Raw genomic sequence first — 19,845 nt, 5'->3', positions numbered from 1 at the left:
ATGCTTCTTTCTACAATCTAGAGCGCCAATAGCTTACGGGGCGGGGCAGAAGGAGGGCAGAAGATCTGCGGATGCACCGGCGGGGCAGGGGTCAAAGGTGAAGATGACCAGGGTGCCCAGCAAAATCACGAAAGCGGTAGCCACAAAGAGCGCCACCTTCAGGGCAAAGCGCACGCCGTCCTTTTCTGCGTAATCGTCGATGATGACGCGGATACCGTTAGCACCGTGCAACATAGCCAGCCACAGGAGCAGAAGGTCCCAAACCTGCCAGAAGGGGTTGGCCAGCTTGCCACCGACAAAACCGAAGTCGATGCGGTGCACGCCCTCCCCCATCATGAGGTTGACGAAGAGGTGGCCGAAAATCAGGATAACCAGCAGAACACCGGATACTCGCATGTAGAGCCAGGCGAGCATCTCGAAGTTATTGCGCTTAGATGAGGCTCGGTTGTATTTGATACCCGAGACAGTGTTGTCGCGGCTGCGGGGAACAGAAATCTTGGTTTTCAGAGGAGTTGCCATAGCTTAGTGACCCCCAAAGACGAGCATGAGATGACGGATGAGGAAGGGAACCATGACGACGCCCCAGAGCACCAGTACGCCCCAGAGCATAGCCTTCTGGTTTTTAGCGCCGTTCTTCCAGAAGTCCACCAGAATAATGCGAATGCCGTTGAAAGCGTGGTAGACGATAGCTGCTACCAGCACAGCTTCACCCAGACCCATGATGGGGTTCTTGTAGATGTGCATAACGGCGTTGTAGGCCTCAGGTGAGACACGAACGACTGCGGTATCAAGCACGTGAACCAGCAAGAAGAAGAAAATGGCGATACCGGTAATGCGGTGGGCAACCCACGACCACATACCTTCACGGCCGCGATACAGCGTGCCCTTGGATGTATTCGGCACTGAATAACCTCCTGTGTGATGCAGTAACGGCGCACCGATGCATTCAGCCACCGGCACACCCACGCAACATACCTATTGTGTGTGTTCTACTCAACAGCAAGATTACCAGGTTTTGAGGCTGCTTACTTACACCATGTCAGCATCCTTGCACCCCTCAACTAGCCCCAAATAGAAAAGATTTTAATGCCCTTATGCCCACCAGCGGCGGTATCACAGGGGAGGTTCGAAAGCGATTTTCCGTAAAAGTGAGCGGTGCCGTACAGAGCACACAAAAGATTTCGTCATTATGACTTCGATTCTGGGTACACTGTAGAAATAATGAGAACACCACTTGAACGGTTCTACCCCCTCATTCCGGCCGGCGGCGTAGGATCCCGCCTATGGCCCCTCTCTCGCGCTGTAGAACCTAAATTTTTGCTTGACCTGACCGGAACAGGATCATCCCTTCTTCGATCCACCTACGACCGTCTCGTGGATTTAGCCTCGGGTAGCGTCCTCGTCGTCACCGGGCAAGCCCATGTCAACGCCGTCACCCAACAGCTCTCCGAACTACGGGCCTCAGATTTAGTGCTTGAGCCCTCCCCCCGCGACTCCGCAGCGGCTATTGGCCTGGCCTGCGCAATTCTGCACGAGCGTGACCCAGAAGCCATTATCGGCTCCTTTGCCGCCGACCACGTAATCAGCCCGGTTGAGGATTTTCAGGCCGTAGTCCGCGAGGCCGTGCAGGCAGCTGCGGCAGGCAAGATTGTGACAATCGGTATTGAGCCAACTGAACCCTCCACCGCCTTTGGCTACATCAAGGCCACCCAGAACCTGGGCCTAGCCGACGCCCCGAACGTGCTCGCGGTGGAGCAGTTCGTTGAGAAACCTGATGAGGCTACCGCCACCGAATACCTCAAATCGGGCGACTACACCTGGAACGCTGGCATGTTCGTGGCTCCAGCAGCTCTCATGCTGCAGCACCTCCAAGCCAACGAGCCAGAACTCCATGCGGGCATCACCGAGATTGCTCGCGCCTGGGATACTCCGCACCGCGAAGCCTGCATGAACCGGCTGTGGAACACCCTCCCCAAAACCGCTATCGACTACGCTGTAGCAGAGCCCGCTGCCGCCGCCGGTGACGTTGCCATGGTACCCGGCTCCTTCTCTTGGGACGATGTGGGAGACTTTGACGCCGTCGCTCGACTCAACATCGAAAAAAGCGGCGACCACCTCGTTGTCTTGGGCGATAAAGCCAGCGTGATTAGTGAAGAGTCAACCGGGATTGTCGTCAACAATACCGGCCGCAAAATTTCGGTGATTGGTATTGAGGATGTAGTTATTGTTGACACCGCAGATGCCCTACTGGTTACCGTGCGCGACGACGCTCAGAGCGTCAAAAACACGGTGAACACCCTCAAGGAACGCGGGCTCAGCAACCTGCTCTAGCAGAGGGCACCCCACACGAGGGCTCAATTTTGTGTAGTAAAACGCCCGTTTTTTACACAAAATTGAGCCCTCGGGCCTTAAATATGCAAATGATTCTCATTTAGTTTAGAGTGGTGGGTATGCACACTACAGTACGATTTACCTTAACCTCACTTACCGCCATAGCCGCCCTAGCTCTCGCAGGCTGCGGCACCACATCCTCATCTGCCCCGTCCGAGAGCGCCAGCGCAGCTACCAGCGCATCCGCAGAACGCGCCGAGATCACCGAAGCCTCGGCACCCACCTCCCGCATTGCCCTGACCTATGACGGCGGCGTCATGATTCTGGACGGCAAGACCTTCGAAGTCATCGACACCATCGAAAAAGACGGTTTTCTGCGCCTTCAGCCAGCAGGCGACAACCGCCACCTGGTCGTAGCAGACGGCTCCTCCTACACCATGCTCGATATGGGAGCCTGGACCCAGGCTCACGGGGATCACGACCACTACTACACCACCGCCCCCACCCTCACCTCGCTCTCCTTTGCAGCGGACGGTACCGGCCACGTCATCACCGACCACGGCAGAAGCGCCATGTTCGCAGACAACACCGGCACCATCGAGGTCTACCACCCCGCCGACCTCACCGCAGACGACCAGTACACCGCCACCAGCATCAGCACCGAAACCATCACCCTGCCCGCCGCCCACCACGGCCTAGCCATCCCCCTCGACAATGACCAGTACCTGGTCTCCGTGGGTACCGAGGACGCCCGCACCGGCGCGGCAGTCATTGATGCAGACGGCTCCGTGGTCACAGAAAACAACGATTGCCCCGGTATTCACGGCGAAGCCATCGCCGCAAACGGTGCCTTTACCCTCGGCTGCCAGGATGGTGCCCTGATTTACAAGGACGGCTCCTTCACCAAAATCACCAACCCCGAAGACCCCTACTCCCGCTCCGGCAATCAGGCAGGTGACCCCGACTCGGCCATCGTTCTAGCCGACTACAAGACCGACAAAGAAGCCGAGCTTGAACGCCCCGAACAGTTCTCCCTCATCAACACCGACACCGCAGAGCGCACCAAAATTGCCCTGCCTGAGGGTGTCTCTTACACCTTCCGTTCCCTGGCCCGCGGCCCCGAAAACTCCCACCTGCTGCTGACCACCGACGGTAAGCTCCGCTTCTGGGCTGAGGACGGCACCGAACTCGGCTCCGTAGACATCATGGACTCCTGGACCGAGTCAACCGTCTGGCAAGACCCCCGCCCAGCTATCTGGGTTGACGGTGAAACCGCCTACGTGACCGACCCCGCCGCCAAGAAGCTCCATGTTGTTTCGCTGGCAAACATCGCCTCAGGCTCAGCCGAAGTCTTCGCTTCAGTTGACCTGCCCCAGGTACCCAACGAAATCAACGGCATCTCCCGCACCGCCGAACTGGTCACTACCACCGAGGCTGAACACAACCACTAAGCCCTCACCATCAGGGCCCTGTTGGTTGGCGCTTCATGCCAGCCAACAGGGCCCCTGTTTAGAGTCTTACCTTGCCCAGCTCCTGCCAGCTACCCTCCCTAAAGCGATAGACCGTCAAGTCGGTAAGAGTGAAACGGGCAAGCTCGGCAGGCAGAGCCGCAAAGTCACGCAAGGACGCCTCCAGGGCAGGAACCGGGGCATGGTTAGCCAGGGTCAAATGCGGCTCATAGGGGAAGGGTGACACTGACTCCCCCACCGCCTTCTGGCAGGCTGTATGGATCAGGTTGAGCCGGTCGCTCCCGACTACGACCGGCAGGTAGGTCACTGGAGTGACCGGCTCAAAACTCGCCACAGGCCCTAGCCCCACCTGCACCGGGCCCAAGCCGGCCACAGCCCGCCTAAGAGCGTTCAGGGGGTTACCACCGGCGTCCTCACTAATCAGCACAGTAATATGGCAGCTCTCAGCAGCAGGGCCCACCAGGCCCTGGCCTGCCCGCCAAGCCACCAGGCGCTCAGCCACCACCGCAGGCACCCCAGCAACAATGCTGAGATACCTGCGGTCTGGGTCTATCGTCGGCGAAGAAATCACAATTCAGGCAGGCTATGGCCTAGAGGGCGGGCAGAAAACCGACCGCGTCATAGACACGTTTGACGGTGACCGACGCTATCTCACGAGCCTGGGAGGCGCCAATAGCCAGTAGACGGTCAAGCTCAGCTGGGTCGCCCACCAGTTCAAGGGCGCGCTCGCGAATCGGCGCAAGCTCCTCTACCACGGCCTCAGCCACATCAACCTTGAGGTGGCCGTACATCTTGCCCTCGTACTCGGCCACAAGCCGGTCAATGGCTTTGCCGGTCACGGCAGAATAGATGGAGAGCAGGTTAGAGACACCGGGCTTGTTGACCCGGTCGTAGGTAATCTCGGTTCCCGCGTCAGTGACCGCGCTCTTAATTTTCTTGGCGGTCTTCTTGGGGTCATCGAGCAACCAGATAATGCCTTTATCGGTGGCCGCCGACTTACTCATCTTGGCATCGGGGCTCTGTAAATCATAAATCTTGGCGGTCTCTTTAAGGATAATTGGCTCGGGTACCACAAAGGTATCGCCAAAGCGGGAGTTGAAGCGCTGAGCTAGATTACGGGTCAGCTCCAGATGCTGACGCTGATCCTCGCCTACCGGCACCACGTCAGCCTGATAGAGCAAAATATCGGCCGCCATGAGCACCGGGTAGGTGAAGAGGCCCACCGAGGCCTTGTCGGCACCCTGCTTGGCTGACTTATCTTTAAACTGGGTCATGCGGGCCGCCTCACCGTAGCCGGTGATGCAGTTGAGCACCCAGGCAAGCTGAGCATGCTCAGGAACGTGCGACTGCACAAAGAGCGGGGTCTTCTCGGGGTCGATACCGGCTGCAATATACTGGGCAGCGGTCGTACGGGTACGCTCCAGTAGAACCGCCGGGTCCTGGGGCACAGTAATCGAGTGCATATCGGGAATGAAGTAGAGGCAGTCATGATCCTGTTGCAGCCCCACCCAGTTGTTGACCGCACCGATGTAGTTGCCCAGGTGCATGGAATCTGCCGAGGGCTGCGCACCCGAAAAGGCGCGGGGCTTCCCCGTCGATGCGTTGGGGATGGCGGCCTCGAATCTGGTCTCTTCGGGGGTGTTCTGTGAATCGCTCACGGGGCGTCCTTCGCTGTATTTAGGCCCCTTCGCGGGCCAGTTCCATACCGTTCTTGGCGGTGAAATTGATGGTGTCTAGAGCGCGGTCAATCATGTCGCGGGAGTCATCGTTGTTGGCCTCAAGCTGCTCGGCAATTACCTTGGACTGTACCAGGCAGATCTGGAAGGAGTGGGCCAGCTTCTCGGTGTGCACATTAGACTCATACTCGGCCCGCGCCACGGCGTGCTGCTCATAGGCCCTACGCTGGGCGGCCAGAGTACGGTTCACGTTGCCTAGCAGGTAGGCGGCAATGCCCAGCCAGGCGGTGATAATACCGGCCAGAATCCAGCCCAGAGCTGAGGCTTCGTTAGCTGCCTGGATAATAGCCCACACCAGCAGGAGCACCAGGGTAACCATACCGATGGCGGCCCCCACCACGACGATTTTGGTGTTCTGTTTTTGGGCTGAATTTTCGTGACCGTTAGAGTGCATGGCTTCTATTATGTCAAAGGAAAAGGCACCGCGCTGAATCGAGCATGGGTACGGTCAGCGTAAAGTGGAATCTATGAACTCTGAGCGCCCAGAACCCAAGTATCGGTGGGTAGCACGTGCCGTCCAAGATACGTACGTGCAGCAGAGCCAGCCGCACACTCCCCTACCCACCGAACAGGCTTTCCAAAAAGAATTCGGAGTCTCTCGCGATACCGTGCGCCGCGCCCTACGCGAGTTAACTGAGCTCAACCTGATTTACCAGGTGCAGGGCTCTGGCACCTTTGTGGCGCAGCGGCACGATACGGTCAAGGCGCCCTCCCTCCGCTCTTTTACCGAGGATATGAAGGCTCGCGGGCACCGCCCCCAGTCGGTGACGCTCTCCTGCCATATGGTGGAGGCTCCCCCGTTGGTTGCTAGAGACCTGGTGCTGGACGCCGGGGCTAAGGTCATTGAGATTAGGCGCTTGCGCAGTGCCGATGGCTCCCCCATTGCCTTTGAAACCGCCCACTTTTTACCGGAGGCTTTTGCTCAGTTGGAACCCGAGATGACCGGCTCCCTGGACGCCCAGTTGCGCCGGAGCGGGTTTAGCGTTGAGTCTGCCGTCCAGCGTCTTTCGGCCACCAACCTAACCAAGGAGGAGGCGGCCTGGTTAGAAGTGCCCCAGGGCACCGCCGCCCTGCGGGTGGAGAAGGTGGGCTTTACCGGCCGCGGGCTGGCGGTGGAAAGCACCCAGACCCTCTACCGGGCTGACCGCTACGACTTTGAGGTGCGGGTCGAACGCTAGGCTTATAGGCCTCCGACTTGCAGCCAGTTTCGCTAATCTGCAAAGAGTTCTATTGCACTAATATGAAATATTCACCCACCGCAGCAACAGACACGCTACGCACCAGCACGGCTCAGCTCATTCGACCCGCTAGCCCTTCAGCTCATCTCCCAGTCTGGATGGTAACTTTCACGAACCTCACCATCTCGCTCAAAAATAATAAACCTCTCAAACTCCTGAGCAAACCATCTATCATGAGTCACAGCAATAACAGCACCCCTATAATCCCTCAGCGCTGCTTGCAAAGCCTGAGCAGACTCCAAATCAAGGTTGTCTGTAGGCTCATCCAAAAGCAAAAGCGACGCACCACCCAGCTCTAACAACAAAATCTGGAACCTCGCCTGTTGCCCACCCGATAGATTCTCAAAGTTATCGAAAGCAACAAACTGCAACTCATACTTTGCTAGGGCTTCCAAAGCCTCATCCTCCGGCATCCCCTCACGTATAGAGGTACCCCGATGCAGAATATCCACCAAGGAACGCCCCTTAAGATCAGGACGTTCATGCGTTTGAGAAAACCAGCCAGGACGAATCCCCGCACCCAAAGAATAGGTACCCGAGTATCTCACCGGTTCATACAGCTCACCAGCAGGCACCAGCCCCTCATGTTCAGTTAGATCAGCTGTCGAACCCAAAAGCTTAAGAAAATGCGACTTACCCACACCGTTTTTCCCGCTCACTGCGATTCTCTCTCCGGTGCGGATAGTGGTGCTCAACGGTCCGGTTAACCCATCAATCGAAAGCGATGAACAGACCACAGACTGGCTCCCGGGTTCAATATCCGGAAATTTCATGGTGATATCTTGTGGGCGCGGTAATTTTTGTAAAGCAGTTGTGCTCTCGTACCTTTTCAGACGGGTTTGGGCTGCCTTGTAGCGTGAAGCCATGTTGTCGTTGTAAACGGCTTTAATTCGGTACCGTTCTACCAGGTTTATGAGCTTGAGGTGTTCCTCGTGCCAGCGCCGGTTAATTTCCTCAAATCTATCGAAACGCCTTTTGCGGGCTTCTAAAAAGGACGAGAATTTGCCGTGGTGGGTCCAGGCAACGTTCCCGGATTCGTTGAGCTCTAGAGAGACAATTGTGTGAGCAGTCTGTTCTAGAAGGTGACGGTCGTGGCTAATGTAGAGCACAGTTTTAGCAGAACCGTTAAGGGTGCGTTCAAACCACTGTTTTCCGTATACATCGAGATAATTATCGGGCTCATCAAGAACCAGAATGTCGAATTCACTCTCGAAGAGAGCTGCGAGTGCTAACCGTTTCTGTTCACCTCCCGATAGGGTCTGAGCTTGGCGGTTAGCTACCTCTGAGTAGTCTTTGCCCAGGATATCTTTGGTGCATCGGTTCCACAGGAGTTCGTATTCGTACCCGCCAATATCGCCCCAGTTTGTAATGGCATCAGCGTATTCTATATTTACTTTGTCGGTGTTGCTCGTTAGTTGTCGCTGAGCTTCCTCTATCCGGTGTGCGGCCTGACGTATTCTTTGTGGGCTTACGTTAAGGAGCAAATCCCGGACCGTACCGCTTGACGTGAACTGTCTGAGGTAGCCGATATTGCCGCTGTGGTTGATTTGTCCGGATGAAGCGCTAACGGCACCTTCTAGTAATCTAATGAGCGTTGATTTTCCCGCTCCGTTAGCTCCGATAAGGGCAAGGTGCTGTCCGTTTGTAACCTTGAAAGATACTCCTGTGAGTAGGGGGCGTGAGTTGGGTAGTACGTAGCTGACATCGGCAAAATCTATATATACCAAGGGAATTCCTTTCGCATAGTTTATTCAAAGAAGCTATTCATTAATTAGCATAATCAAAAACAAGCCAGTCAAATGCTTCATCACCATCACTAATAAAGCTCCCTTCTTCGTCATACACAAACCCCGCTCGCGCAAAAATATTAATTATTTTCTGAACAGGAAGCAAAATAACACGTTCTGCAAATTGTATCTCCCCGACTGGAGACTCATCAAGTCTCGTATTAAAATAAAGAATATCTCCACATATATCTGCAAACATAACCCCTCTGAGACCTTCAAAAGCAAAGGGGATTTTTTGAGATTCAGATATTTTTTTATATGCAAGATAGGAATACATCTCAACAACCAATTTACCCCCAGGCGAAATAACCGCAGAAATATTTTTTAAAGCTAATTCCAACTGCTCAGGTGAAAGTACGCAAGCAAGCGACCCACGGTTAGATATCACTACATCAAAAACGCCGAGCCAGGATAAATCCTTCATAAAATCAGCTTGATACAGTTTTACTCGCGATTTATCGATAACCTTCTCAGCCTGCTCAAGCATGGCATGAGATAAATCAATGCCACATACAGAATTTGCAAGGTGACTCCATCTACAGAGAATGTCACCGGTGCCAGTCCCAACATCTAAAACATCTTTCTCAAAAAAACCTCTCACATTCCTCGGCTATTACATCAGCAACCTCGTCGCCCCCTAATAGGGTATTATATACTTTACTGACTTTATCAGAGTAAGAGTCAACAATCTCAACCATTTTAATAAATCTTTCTTTTTAATCTTTCTTAGTTAGATTAACAAATTCTCGAGCATTTCCAATAATCTCTGAGTCATGACTAATAACGATTATCAATTTTTTAGTCGAGAGGTCATTTAAGTACTCGGATATTAAACTGCGAGTTCCAATATCAATATTTGAAGTAGACTCATCAAGCATTAGAACATCATAACTGGACAAAATCATATTTAACATGTGGATAATTTGCTTTTGCCCCCCAGAAAGCCCATGTCCCTCACCTCCAATTAGAGTATCTAGACCAGAGGGTAACGAATTTAAAAATTTTCTAACACCAATAATATCTGCAGCTAAGAAAATATCATCATCGGTTTTATCCAAACCAAGAAGAATATTCTCACGAACAGATACAGAAAATACGTCGTTTCCCTGTGGCAAATAGTAAATAGAAGGATTCTCGAAAGTATCGCCACCGTTTCCATCACTATCCAAAGATGCACCACGAACACCGCTTATCAAATTAAGCAACGTGCTTTTCCCAGAGCCATTACTTCCAATAATAGCTAGAATAGTAGGTCCCTTTATTCGTATTTCCGGATAGCTAATCCTAGCACTCTCGTCGTAAGAGTAGGAGAAAGGTTTAATAAAAATTGATCCATTTTTACTAATTTTAATATTGGGATTATTTCCGCGTTTTGAAACTATAGGCATATGCTTAAATATTTCAAGTAAACGATTCTGAGAAACTTTAGATTCTTTAAGCTCGCCCATTACAGTTGCGATAGAAACTAAAGGTGATACCATATAAATGAGAAACAGGAGGAAAGTTGCTAAAGAAGAAAATGATAGCTGTCCCTGGGTAATTAAATATCCACCCCCAACGATAACCAGTACAAGACTAATTTGAGTTGCGATATTAACGACAGGCAAAAGCAAGGCACTCCATATAACTAATTTTTGACCAGCCTGTTTAGCTTCTGCCGCTCTCACTCTAAGATGATTTAAAGCCCAACCTTCAGATTTAGTAGACTTAAGCAACAAAAAGTTATATAGAGTTTCATACAGGAATGAGGAATACTTCGAATCTGTCTGCCTAGAAAGATGGGCACTAGACTCTATTCTAGAAAGAATTAGAAGCATAAAAAATCCAAAAATAGCAAATGTAGCAATAACAGAAAGTGCCAGATGCCAGCTACTAAAAAACAAACCAAAAATACATATAATAACTATTATCACCGAATTTATTAAATTAGGGTACGTTTCAAAATAGGGTTGCTGAGCGATAGGAACATCTTCGATAGTTCGATTGTTTATATCACCTTTATCAAATTTTTGAACATTCTCAAAATTAGTAAATAAGATAGTTTTTGATATTCCTACACGTAAATTATAAACAAATTTTTCTGAAGATTTTCCTAGAAAAACTTTTCCCAGCAGAGATGATACAATATCAGCAATAAACACCCCCCCTAAAATCCAAAGAATTAAACTGTCCAGACCATTTCCTGATGTAAACTTTTCCGTGATATATCCTACCAACATTGGTTGGGCCGCTGTTGAGAACGCACTCACAGCAATAAGTACTAGACCAAGGGTATAGAATGTAAGATTTTTTTCAAACCCTATCTTTTGAATGATATTGTTTTTCATATTAATAAATTTCTTCTGGTTCAAAAATCATATCATATGCAGGCGGTTTTTCTGTTTGGTACCCAAATCCTCGAGTAAGCATTGTTTGATAATGTGTATCTTCTTTTCTAGGTTTTATAAATTTTTTCACTACACTCCTAAGAAGTCTCTTTCCTGCTATAAATTGTTCTTCATAGTACTCGTCCCCAGCGATTGCCTGCAATGAATGAACGATATCGAGTATCCCCTTATCAAGCCTTGAGTTTGGTGAAAAAAATGATTCACGTAGTGTAGGTTTAACCGCAGGATAAATTCTGCTCCATTCGGACCATTCCTCTGGGTTGTCGTCGCTATGGAAGTATTTGGCTTCATAACGGAGGTGGAAGTTCTTCCTCCTCACGCCCAGACTAAGTGCTGAAAATCTCCCCTGTCAAGAGTTTTCGTACAAATTTGCAAAGTTGCTAAGCCCAGCATCCATCTGATGTTATGAAAACAGAAGAAAGTCGAAGAAGCCTCTTCACAAGGCTATTCAAGAAGTGTAGAAGGCTTTATCCCGCTAGCTGGTTCTCCTCCCCTGTTACGGTGATACGCTCTGTCCGTCCCTTTGAAGTGTCCCAGGTTTTGTTCCGCCCAACAAGATAGAAAAATCAGGAACATGCCCAAGAAATTCAACCAAGCAGCCAAAGACCGCACCGTGCGCCTCATCGAGGACCGCATCCTGGCCGAAGGACTCACAATCCAAGCTGCCTGTAAGCACGTTGCCCCCAAACTAGGAGTATCCTGGCACACCGCCCGCCAATGAGTCCAACAAGCCCGCCGCGACAACGGCGGCCAAGTACAGCGATCAGAAGAAGACGTGATAACCGAAAACACCCGTCTTCGCCGAGAGAACCAAGAACTACGTGATACCAACGAGCTACTGAAAGCCGCCTCGGCTTTTTTCGCCTCGGAACTCGACCCCAAACGTCGGACATGATCCGGTTCATCAATGAGCACCGAGATCGTTTCAGTGTCGAGTTCATCTGTAGGACGTTGACGAATCATCGTGAAGGTGGCTTCATCTCTTCTCGTGGCTACCGCCAGGTCACATCCAGGGGCCCCAGTACCCGTGCACTGCGTGATGTCGCACTAGTAGAAACTATTGGACGGATTCACGCTGATAACTATGGCGTGTATGGTGTGCGTAAAATGTGGCATGCTTTGCGCCGGGAAGGTATTGACATTGGTCGGGAGCAAACTGCCAGGCTGATGCGCTTAGCTGGTGTTTCTGGAAAGGGTAAGGGACGTTCGCCTATTACCACTCGTCAGCCTGGCGTGCCTGATGTGCGCCCGGACTTGGTCAATCGTAAGTTCAAAGCCCAGGGCCCTCATAAGTTGTGGGTGGCTGATATTACTTACGTGCGCACGAGGAAAGGGTTTGTGTACGCCGCGTTTGTTACTGATGTGTTCTCCCGAAAAATTGTTGGCTGGGCTCTGTCGGATTCGATGCAGACGGAAGCGTTTGCCGTTGCAGGCCCTGAATCAGGCGATTATCTCAGCGAAGAAAACTCAAGGTCTGGTGCATCATTCAGACCATGGTTCCCAGTATGTCAGTCTTGTGTACAATGAGCGGCTTGCTGAAGCAGGGATTGTGCCTTCTACTGGGACTGTGGGTGATTCCTACGATAATGCTCTGGCCGAGAACGTTAATGGTTCGTATAAGAATGAGCTCATCCACACACGGAAGTGGAGTGATGTCGCTGAGGTAGAGATCGCGACGTTTGAGTGGGTGGCGTGGTGGAATGAGAGGAGGCTGCATCAGGGTCTTGGTTATCGCTGCCCGGTTGGGGTGGAGGAGGGGTTTTGGAGTAGTTGCTCTGAAGAGGAAATAATTGAGACTAAGGTATTTGTTTAGGAACAAAACCCGGGGCACTTCACTGATCGGAGAATAAATAATGACTGAAAAGAAGAATCTGATGACCCGCACCCCGAGCGCCCAAGGTGCAACGAAAGCAGATTTCAAGAAGTCCTTCACGTCCGCTGAGTCGGCGCCTAAGAAGCAGCTGACGATTAAGTTAGATGAGGCAAGGCACCGGAAGCTCAAGACTTATGCGAGCCAGAACGGGACAACGATTACCGAATTGGTAAGCGGGTACATCGATAGTCTGTAAATACATAAATCTGCCTATCTGTATAAACAGATAGGCAGATTTATGTATTTAACATGACCTGCTGTCCAACGGTTAGCTTTCCCGGACGTCCTGGACCAGCACCGCGCCCACCGTTTCGGGCTTTCATGGCTGCAAGCCCTGCACGGGTGCGCTCTGAAATCAGGTTAGATTCCATCTCAGCAAGGGAGGCGATGATGTGGAACATCATTTTGCCAACTGGGGCGGTACTCAGATCACTGTTCGGTATGTGCTGAATAAAATTTTGACCAGACCTTATTGACTCTATTCACAGGCAACCTTAGACTAGGGGTGACAGTTACGTGAGTCACTCTATGGGTGTCTAGAAAGGTTATGATGATGGGTCTTGCTAGGAAAATAGTAGCTATGTTTGCTGCATTCGCTTTAATCTTTTCCGCTTACTCCAGTTTCCCCGCGAATGCTAGTGATATGGGTGGTCTGTCGCGCGAGTCTTCTAGCTTAGGAGAGCGGTATTCAGATAAAGAAATATTACGTCTCCTGCTCGATGGAACTGGTCCCATTGCTGACGAAAATCCGAGGTTGCTTGAGCGTCTAAATTTTTCAGATGAACGACCACTCGCGAATGAAAAGCTGCTTCTAAGAGTAATTGATGATTACCTTGAGTACCATTCAGATTTTGAAGAGGAAGTTGTCATCCCGCTGACATCTGGTAACCCTTATAAAGTTGAGCTTGCGCTAACTAATCTAACTGAAAATTACTTCAGCATGATGAATGAAAAGTATGGTGTTTCAAATCGTCCGATGGTTACTACATCTGGATGTCCTGCAGGAGCAAAAGTTTGTGTAGTAGTTTTTGCGGTTGCTGTAGCTAACGCCGCTGTTTATGCTAATGCTGCGGTAGCCACATTTGCTGCTGTTGCCCTTGCTATCGTACCGGCAGCCATCTCTTATCTTATGGACTCTAATTCAGTAGATGGAGATTTGGTTAAGACAGAGCTTATTGCTGAATTTACGAAAGCTATGGCTTCATAAGAGTTGGTCATGTCAAGGCGAGCTATTTCTGGTTTAACTTTTTTAATTTTTGGTTTCTTCCTGCTATCTATTTCAGTATTTTACTCCCTGCCTAGTAATGTCGTTTCTGATCGAGGGGCTAAAAATCCTATTAGAATACTAAGTATCGACATGGCGCCTCAAGGATGGGCATTTTTTACTAAACCTCCTTCGGAAGGTGAGCTATTATACTACAGTTCTGATTCTCTTGAATCTTTGTTAGTTACCCCGCAGGGGCGTATCGAAAATTTATTTGGAATCAGCCGTACACAGCGGGCGCAAGGGCCCGAAGTAGCTCAATTACTTAAGGACATCGCTGACGAGGACTGGTATAGCTGTAATTCTGGTGAAAGCATTTATGAATGTTTTGATGCTATGAAAGCAAACAATTATGAAGCTTACAACCTAGAAAATAATTCACCTATCAAAACTCTTTGCGGTGATGTCTTGGTTTCCAACGCCCTTCCCACGCCTTGGTCCTACCGAGATCTAGTGAATGACACTTATATTCCGAAGAACATTGTTAGTTTAAATATTCAATGCTGAATGTTTTAGATAAATTGTTGAAGTATGTTGATAATTCTATATCTTCAATGCCAACAGGCTCAAGGAAAATAGCATTAGGACGATCTTTAATAGCGGCATCACAGATTTCTCTGCTCATTTTTACTGACTGGAAATCGCTTTTTGTCCCTGTTGATAAAAATCCTTATGGGCCGAAGTGTGAGGGCATATCAAATATTGGCGCTTATTGCCTATTGTTTGATTATACAGGTATTGAATTTCCTTCTATTTTATTAATTATAGGTTTGATATTTGTATTGACGGGATTCTATCCTAGGTACGCGGGATTCTTGCATCTGTGGATTACCCTATCAATATCGTCTTCTATAAAACTCCCAGATGGTGGGGAAGCCGTAGCGCAGATAGTTGTTGCGTTTCTTGCTATTATCTCGCTGTCGGATCGTAGGTTAAACCATTGGAATAAAGATTCTTTTGAAAATTCTTTTTTTCAACCGGCCTCCTGGGCTGCCTCCCATGTATTGAGAATTCAGCTCGTCTGGATCTATATTAATGCTTCAATCGCAAAAACAGCTGTCCCTGAGTGGAAAGATGGGACGGCAGTATATTATATAAGTCTAGACCCGATGTTCGGAACTTCAGGTCCGTTTGCATTTCTTTTTGACTGGATGGCAGGAGTGCCGGTAATTTCTTTGGGTATGACCTGGGGTGCAATTGTTATAGAATTGCTTATAGCGTACTTCTTATTGGGGACATCAAAGAATAGGCCATTTTCGTTTTGGCTAGCATTGTTCCTTCATGTTTCTTTTATTTTTATGATAGGTCTTTGGTCGTTTGCAATAATTATGATTGGTTCTGTTTTGGTTGCGACGGGGCCGAATGTTTACATCAGAGATATTTTCAGGCCGAGTTTTCGAAAACTTAGAGGAGGATTGAATGCCTGACGTTCAAGTAACTGTCAAAACAAATTGGCTCAATGGATGGTTTATTAAAATTTTCTCAAAACCTTTCCTTTGGGTCGATGGAAATGAGATTCCAGTAGAATTTTCATCGCCAGCCCTAATTAAAATCGACAATTACGAATTTAAAATTGGTGCAGGTATACGCTACTTCTCTAAAGGTAGATTGCTGGGGTGCGATCCAGAAACTATCTATTTGGATATTTCTCGCGGAGATTTTAGTGTCGTGCTAAAAAATGGATTTTGGAATCATTCACCATTTTCTGTTTTGAACGCAAAAGGTTCAAAGAAAATTGTTCAAGAGTGACTATACCCGCGCTGCTAGGCTCGGATATAGTCCCGGCCTAGCAGGCTCGGGGCTAGAGAGCCAGGCGGGCGTGCGTCCGAGGTGCTCTTTCCGAGCCTTTGAAGAAGCCTTGAGGCTTATTCAAAAGTCCTCCCAGCAGCATAAAACACCAACCCCCGCACCACCGGTTTCGGTACAGGAATACTGAGCAACCAACACGCCCGATAAACCTGTTCCGAAAACCTGCACCGAAAAGGCTCCCTGGTAAACACACCAGGGAGCCTTTTCGGTACCCTCAAACTATGACCCAACGCTCCACCAAAATCGGCTACGCCCGTGTCTCCACCACAGATCAATCCCTAGACCTCCAACACCAAGCCCTCACCCAAGCCGGTTGCTACCAGACCTACTCAGACCACGGCGTCACCGGACGCACTATGGCACGACCCCAACTCGAAGCCTGTCTCAAAGTGAAGTGTCCCAGGTTTTGTTCCGCCCAACAAGATAGAAAAATCAGGAACATGCCCAAGAAATTCAACCAAGCAGCCAAAGACCGCACCGTGCGCCTCATCGAGGACCGCATCCTGGCCGAAGGACTCACAATCCAAGCTGCCTGTAAGCACGTTGCCCCCAAACTAGGAGTATCCTGGCACACCGCCCGCCAATGAGTCCAACAAGCCCGCCGCGACAACGGCGGCCAAGTACAGCGATCAGAAGAAGACGTGATAACCGAAAACACCCGTCTTCGCCGAGAGAACCAAGAACTACGTGATACCAACGAGCTACTGAAAGCCGCCTCGGCTTTTTTCGCCTCGGAACTCGACCCCAAACGTCGGACATGATCCGGTTCATCAATGAGCACCGAGATCGTTTCAGTGTCGAGTTCATCTGTAGGACGTTGACGAATCATCGTGAAGGTGGCTTCATCTCTTCTCGTGGCTACCGCCAGGTCACATCCAGGGGCCCCAGTACCCGTGCACTGCGTGATGTCGCACTAGTAGAAACTATTGGACGGATTCACGCTGATAACTATGGCGTGTATGGTGTGCGTAAAATGTGGCATGCTTTGCGCCGGGAAGGTATTGACATTGGTCGGGAGCAAACTGCCAGGCTGATGCGCTTAGCTGGTGTTTCTGGAAAGGGTAAGGGACGTTCGCCTATTACCACTCGTCAGCCTGGCGTGCCTGATGTGCGCCCGGACTTGGTCAATCGTAAGTTCAAAGCCCAGGGCCCTCATAAGTTGTGGGTGGCTGATATTACTTACGTGCGCACGAGGAAAGGGTTTGTGTACGCCGCGTTTGTTACTGATGTGTTCTCCCGAAAAATTGTTGGCTGGGCTCTGTCGGATTCGATGCAGACGGAAGCGTTTGCCGTTGCAGGCCCTGAATCAGGCGATTATCTCAGCGAAGAAAACTCAAGGTCTGGTGCATCATTCAGACCATGGTTCCCAGTATGTCAGTCTTGTGTACAATGAGCGGCTTGCTGAAGCAGGGATTGTGCCTTCTACTGGGACTGTGGGTGATTCCTACGATAATGCTCTGGCCGAGAACGTTAATGGTTCGTATAAGAATGAGCTCATCCACACACGGAAGTGGAGTGATGTCGCTGAGGTAGAGATCGCGACGTTTGAGTGGGTGGCGTGGTGGAATGAGAGGAGGCTGCATCAGGGTCTTGGTTATCGCTGCCCGGTTGGGGTGGAGGAGGGGTTTTGGAGTAGTTGCTCTGAAGAGGAAATAATTGAGACTAAGGTATTTGTTTAGGAACAAAACCCGGGGCACTTCACTTTCCGTCCATAACCAACGGAAGGAATAACAAACACCACGCCAAAAAATACCCCACCGAACACAAAGAACAGGTTCCGGAAAAGGTCAGTTGAGAGACGTTAAAGAGGTTAGCTAGAAGTTCTTCGGTGATGTTGTGCCGGTGGTAGAAAAGGGTTGCTATGAGGAGTAAAGGTGGGTGCTGGTGGTCTGCCGCACGGTTTTCCCCAGGTAATGTGGTGGGGCAGGGCTGTTTAGCAGCGTGGTGAATTGCGTAGCGGTGAGCCCGGTTGTACGCTGGTGTAGCAACGGTGCTTCCGGCGGTTTGAGGATATATCTGGCGATTTAACACTCAGTTTTTGCCACCTGGTGGGATTGTTGTCTAGTTGGTGGGTTGTGGGGTGTGTTCCTACTTTTGAATAAGCCTCAGCCATCACCGCAATAAGTCTGTTAAAACAGCCTCAGCAGCATGCCATCCCCCCATGCCATGCACGCCGCCCCCGGGAGGAGTTGAGGATGAGCAGATATATATACGGTTTTTCAACAATCGATATGGTTGCCTTCCTGCTATCGGTCGAAATATCTGTTGTGTACCATCCAAGGCACCTCCTCCAATATCTCCTCCAATTAAGTTAGGGTTCCACCGTTCCAAATCATGTGGAGTATGCTCTACAGCAGTAATTATTCGTTCCCTGAATCCTGGAGCAAACCGTTCAATCTGACCTTCGATTAAAGGCCTTATATCTTGGGAACAGCCGTTAGGAACATGTGCATAGGTCCAGATTATGTTCTCACCATTTCTCGCACTTCGTGATAGATCGGCATTTTGCTGTTGGGCAAGCATCACAAAAGGGTTACTTGGAACTTTGCCTTTCGCTACTGTTTTTTCCGCATTATTCATCTCTTCGAGAGAACCACCTACGTGTACTGTTCCTGCCTGATTAACACGAGAATCTTCCCAAGGAATAGGGCCGTCTAAGAGATAGTCGACTTTATAAACACCAGATTTATGCCGCCATTTTTTTAGCTGACGCTTATATTGTTCTGATATTTCTATCCCTTCTATACCAAGAATTCTTGATGGAACTAGATCAAAAACAATAATATCATTGTCTGAAATATCTCTAATATTTAAAATTTCTGAATTGTATTGAACCCTCCCTCCACTCAAATGTAAAACTTCCAGCAACGCATTAATTATTGACTGTGACCCACCTTTCGCTACCGGCCAACCCGTCGTCATACCTAACACACCAAAGACTATACCGAAAGCGGATGTTGATATATAGCTAGGTGGCAATGTTGAGTGTAGAGACGAGCCAGCAAACAAGGCCCTAGCCTGTTCAGAATGGAAAAATGTATTAGCAACTGATTTAGCGCTCCATATTGCTTTAGCTCCAAACTTAGCCATCAGAATTGGATTATTGGGCCACTTTAATAACGGATTCATTAAATTTAAACCAATACCCTCCGGGTAGTTACTAAATGGAGCGTGCAGATTTTTCCAATTTATATAATCACGCCCCAAATATTGTGCAGTTGCCTCAATGTCTTGATGTAGCAGGGCAGCAGGCTCTCCTGCAAAAGGGTGAGCCATAGGATACTTGGGGTGAATCCATTCTAAACCGTGCGCCTCAAGCTTTAGGGTTTTAAACGCAGGACTAGCTACCCCAAATGGATGCGCGGCAGCACCTAAATCTACTACCGAGCCGTTGCCAAAAAGATCCACTGACCTACAGGAACCACCTGCCACAGAGGAGCGTTCATAGACAGTAACATTTAAACCTGCTTGAGCGAGGCGACATGCTGCACTCAATCCATTAGGGCCTGCTCCCACAACAGCTACCGATGTCATATGCTCCTACCTAACTTGTGTTCCTGGAAAAATCGCTCTTGATTTAAGAAATTAAACAAGCTCTAAACGTTTTCCAAGATACACTACAATCTCACATAAGAGCAAACTATATTAAATATTCTATAGAATAATAACTGTGAAAATATTTAAATATTGAGGCTTATCCAAAAGTAGTGACACCCGTGCCGAGCAGAGCGGGCGTAGCCCCCGCCTGCTGGCTTTGGGGCTGGCATGAATCGCCCTTGTGAGCGCTAGCGAACCAGGGCGTAGGGTTAGCAGGCGGGCATTCGTCCGCGGTGCTCTTTCTGAACCTTTTGAATAAGCCTCGTTATTCGTAGAGACTTATACATAAGGGATAACTACTATACCGGCAGAGGCGGCACATACCTGCCTATTGTCCGAGGTTGGTGTGAACCG

The 19,845-nt window shown here is 49.7% G+C and carries 20 protein-coding genes and 3 pseudogenes; 11 read left to right on the top strand and 12 right to left on the bottom strand.

Annotated features, from left to right (window positions below; all coding sequences use genetic code 11):
* Positions 1-33 precede the first annotated feature (33 nt).
* Together L6966_RS10520 and sdhC are read right to left on the bottom strand one after the other, a co-directional pair.
* Positions 34-519: a succinate dehydrogenase hydrophobic membrane anchor subunit gene (locus tag L6966_RS10520; protein WP_083093145.1), complete on the bottom strand. Its 486-nt coding sequence runs from the start codon at positions 517-519 to the stop codon at positions 34-36.
* A 3-nt stretch (positions 520-522) separates the two neighbouring features.
* Entirely contained in the window at positions 523-903 is a 381-nt protein-coding gene (gene sdhC, locus L6966_RS10515) for a succinate dehydrogenase, cytochrome b556 subunit (protein ID WP_237233347.1), read from the bottom strand.
* A gap of 318 nt (positions 904-1,221) precedes the next feature.
* Between sdhC and L6966_RS10510 the strand changes: the two genes are divergently transcribed.
* Positions 1,222-2,331 carry a mannose-1-phosphate guanylyltransferase gene (locus L6966_RS10510; protein WP_237233346.1) on the top strand — a complete coding sequence of 370 codons (1,110 nt, stop codon included), beginning with the start codon at positions 1,222-1,224 and terminating at the stop codon, positions 2,329-2,331.
* 119 nt (positions 2,332-2,450) lie between these two features.
* The gene (locus L6966_RS10505; protein ID WP_237233345.1) at positions 2,451-3,782 is read left to right on the top strand and encodes a hypothetical protein; all 1,332 of its coding nucleotides are present in this window, start codon (positions 2,451-2,453) and stop codon (positions 3,780-3,782) included.
* 58 nt (positions 3,783-3,840) lie between these two features.
* Here L6966_RS10505 and L6966_RS10500 read toward each other — a convergent pair whose 3' ends face one another.
* The 3 genes from L6966_RS10500 to L6966_RS10490 all read right to left on the bottom strand — a co-directional run bounded on the left by L6966_RS10500 (position 3,841) and on the right by L6966_RS10490 (position 5,930).
* Positions 3,841-4,302, bottom strand: a complete 462-nt coding sequence (locus L6966_RS10500) for a 2'-5' RNA ligase family protein (protein ID WP_237233344.1) — start codon at positions 4,300-4,302, stop codon at positions 3,841-3,843.
* 88 nt (positions 4,303-4,390) lie between these two features.
* Entirely contained in the window at positions 4,391-5,458 is a 1,068-nt protein-coding gene (gene trpS / locus L6966_RS10495; RefSeq protein ID WP_419721893.1) for a tryptophan--tRNA ligase, read from the bottom strand.
* Positions 5,459-5,477: 19 nt separating this feature from the next.
* A complete protein-coding gene (locus L6966_RS10490) occupies positions 5,478-5,930 on the bottom strand; it encodes a hypothetical protein (protein WP_237224077.1) in 453 nt (150 codons plus the stop codon).
* 73 nt (positions 5,931-6,003) lie between these two features.
* Here L6966_RS10490 and L6966_RS10485 point away from each other — a divergent pair, with 73 nt between their 5' ends.
* The gene (locus tag L6966_RS10485; protein ID WP_237224076.1) at positions 6,004-6,714 is read left to right on the top strand and encodes a GntR family transcriptional regulator; all 711 of its coding nucleotides are present in this window, start codon (positions 6,004-6,006) and stop codon (positions 6,712-6,714) included.
* Positions 6,715-6,851: 137 nt separating this feature from the next.
* On the opposite strand, the gene L6966_RS10480 is transcribed toward L6966_RS10485, so the two are convergent.
* From L6966_RS10480 to L6966_RS10465, 4 genes are all read right to left on the bottom strand, one after another.
* Positions 6,852-8,501: an ABC-F family ATP-binding cassette domain-containing protein gene (locus L6966_RS10480; protein ID WP_083093126.1), complete on the bottom strand. Its 1,650-nt coding sequence runs from the start codon at positions 8,499-8,501 to the stop codon at positions 6,852-6,854.
* Positions 8,502-8,541: 40 nt separating this feature from the next.
* Positions 8,542-9,162: a class I SAM-dependent methyltransferase gene (locus L6966_RS10475; protein WP_237224075.1), complete on the bottom strand. Its 621-nt coding sequence runs from the start codon at positions 9,160-9,162 to the stop codon at positions 8,542-8,544.
* Positions 9,163-9,277: 115 nt separating this feature from the next.
* Positions 9,278-10,888, bottom strand: a complete 1,611-nt coding sequence (locus L6966_RS10470) for an ABC transporter transmembrane domain-containing protein (RefSeq protein WP_083093120.1) — start codon at positions 10,886-10,888, stop codon at positions 9,278-9,280.
* Between the two features lies 1 nt (position 10,889).
* Positions 10,890-11,267: a hypothetical protein gene (locus L6966_RS10465; RefSeq protein WP_237224074.1), complete on the bottom strand. Its 378-nt coding sequence runs from the start codon at positions 11,265-11,267 to the stop codon at positions 10,890-10,892.
* Positions 11,268-11,522: 255 nt separating this feature from the next.
* Between L6966_RS10465 and L6966_RS10460 the strand changes: the two are divergent.
* A pseudogene (locus tag L6966_RS10460) lies at positions 11,523-12,761 on the top strand (IS3 family transposase).
* Positions 12,762-12,801: 40 nt separating this feature from the next.
* The gene (locus L6966_RS10455; protein WP_237224073.1) at positions 12,802-13,017 is read left to right on the top strand and encodes a plasmid partition protein ParG; all 216 of its coding nucleotides are present in this window, start codon (positions 12,802-12,804) and stop codon (positions 13,015-13,017) included.
* Between the two features lie 40 nt (positions 13,018-13,057).
* Here the strand turns inward: L6966_RS10455 and L6966_RS10450 are convergent, their stop codons facing one another.
* Positions 13,058-13,249 carry a recombinase family protein gene (locus L6966_RS10450; RefSeq protein ID WP_257618017.1) on the bottom strand — a complete coding sequence of 64 codons (192 nt, stop codon included), beginning with the start codon at positions 13,247-13,249 and terminating at the stop codon, positions 13,058-13,060.
* A gap of 152 nt (positions 13,250-13,401) precedes the next feature.
* On the opposite strand from L6966_RS10450, the gene L6966_RS10445 reads away from it, so the two are divergent.
* The 6 genes and pseudogenes from L6966_RS10445 (at position 13,402) to L6966_RS10420 (ending at position 17,573) form a co-directional block, all read left to right on the top strand.
* Complete coding sequence (locus L6966_RS10445) at positions 13,402-14,028, top strand: sporulation delaying protein family toxin (RefSeq protein ID WP_143539110.1); 627 nt, start codon at positions 13,402-13,404, stop codon at positions 14,026-14,028.
* Between the two features lie 9 nt (positions 14,029-14,037).
* Positions 14,038-14,592 (top strand): SdpA family antimicrobial peptide system protein, encoded by a 555-nt coding sequence (locus tag L6966_RS10440; RefSeq protein WP_237233343.1) that lies wholly within the window; start codon positions 14,038-14,040, stop codon positions 14,590-14,592.
* The gene (locus L6966_RS10435) at positions 14,586-15,512 is read left to right on the top strand and encodes a sporulation-delaying protein SdpB family protein (RefSeq protein ID WP_237224072.1); all 927 of its coding nucleotides are present in this window, start codon (positions 14,586-14,588) and stop codon (positions 15,510-15,512) included. Before L6966_RS10440 ends, L6966_RS10435 begins: the two co-directional genes overlap by 7 nt.
* A complete protein-coding gene (locus tag L6966_RS10430) occupies positions 15,505-15,834 on the top strand; it encodes a hypothetical protein (protein ID WP_143539109.1) in 330 nt (109 codons plus the stop codon). Before L6966_RS10435 ends, L6966_RS10430 begins: the two co-directional genes overlap by 8 nt.
* Positions 15,835-16,115: 281 nt before the next feature.
* A pseudogene (locus tag L6966_RS10425) lies at positions 16,116-16,271 on the top strand (recombinase family protein); the annotation flags it as partial.
* 63 nt (positions 16,272-16,334) lie between these two features.
* Positions 16,335-17,573, top strand: a pseudogene (locus tag L6966_RS10420) (IS3 family transposase).
* A 19-nt stretch (positions 17,574-17,592) separates the two neighbouring features.
* On the opposite strand, the gene L6966_RS12270 reads toward L6966_RS10420, so the two are convergent.
* Together L6966_RS12270 and L6966_RS10415 are read right to left on the bottom strand one after the other, a co-directional pair.
* The gene (locus L6966_RS12270) at positions 17,593-17,925 is read right to left on the bottom strand and encodes a transposase family protein (protein WP_143539099.1); all 333 of its coding nucleotides are present in this window, start codon (positions 17,923-17,925) and stop codon (positions 17,593-17,595) included.
* A gap of 81 nt (positions 17,926-18,006) precedes the next feature.
* Positions 18,007-19,428, bottom strand: coding sequence for a phytoene desaturase family protein (locus L6966_RS10415; protein WP_083091530.1), 1,422 nt, complete (start codon positions 19,426-19,428; stop codon positions 18,007-18,009).
* Positions 19,429-19,845: the final 417 nt, after the last annotated feature.

The sequence above is a fragment of the Rothia nasisuis genome (genome assembly GCF_928381405.1).
GTDB lineage: Bacteria > Actinomycetota > Actinomycetes > Actinomycetales > Micrococcaceae > Rothia > Rothia nasisuis.
The sequence above is the reverse complement of the archived record's forward strand: the minus strand, read 5'-3'. Positions and strand labels throughout refer to the sequence as shown.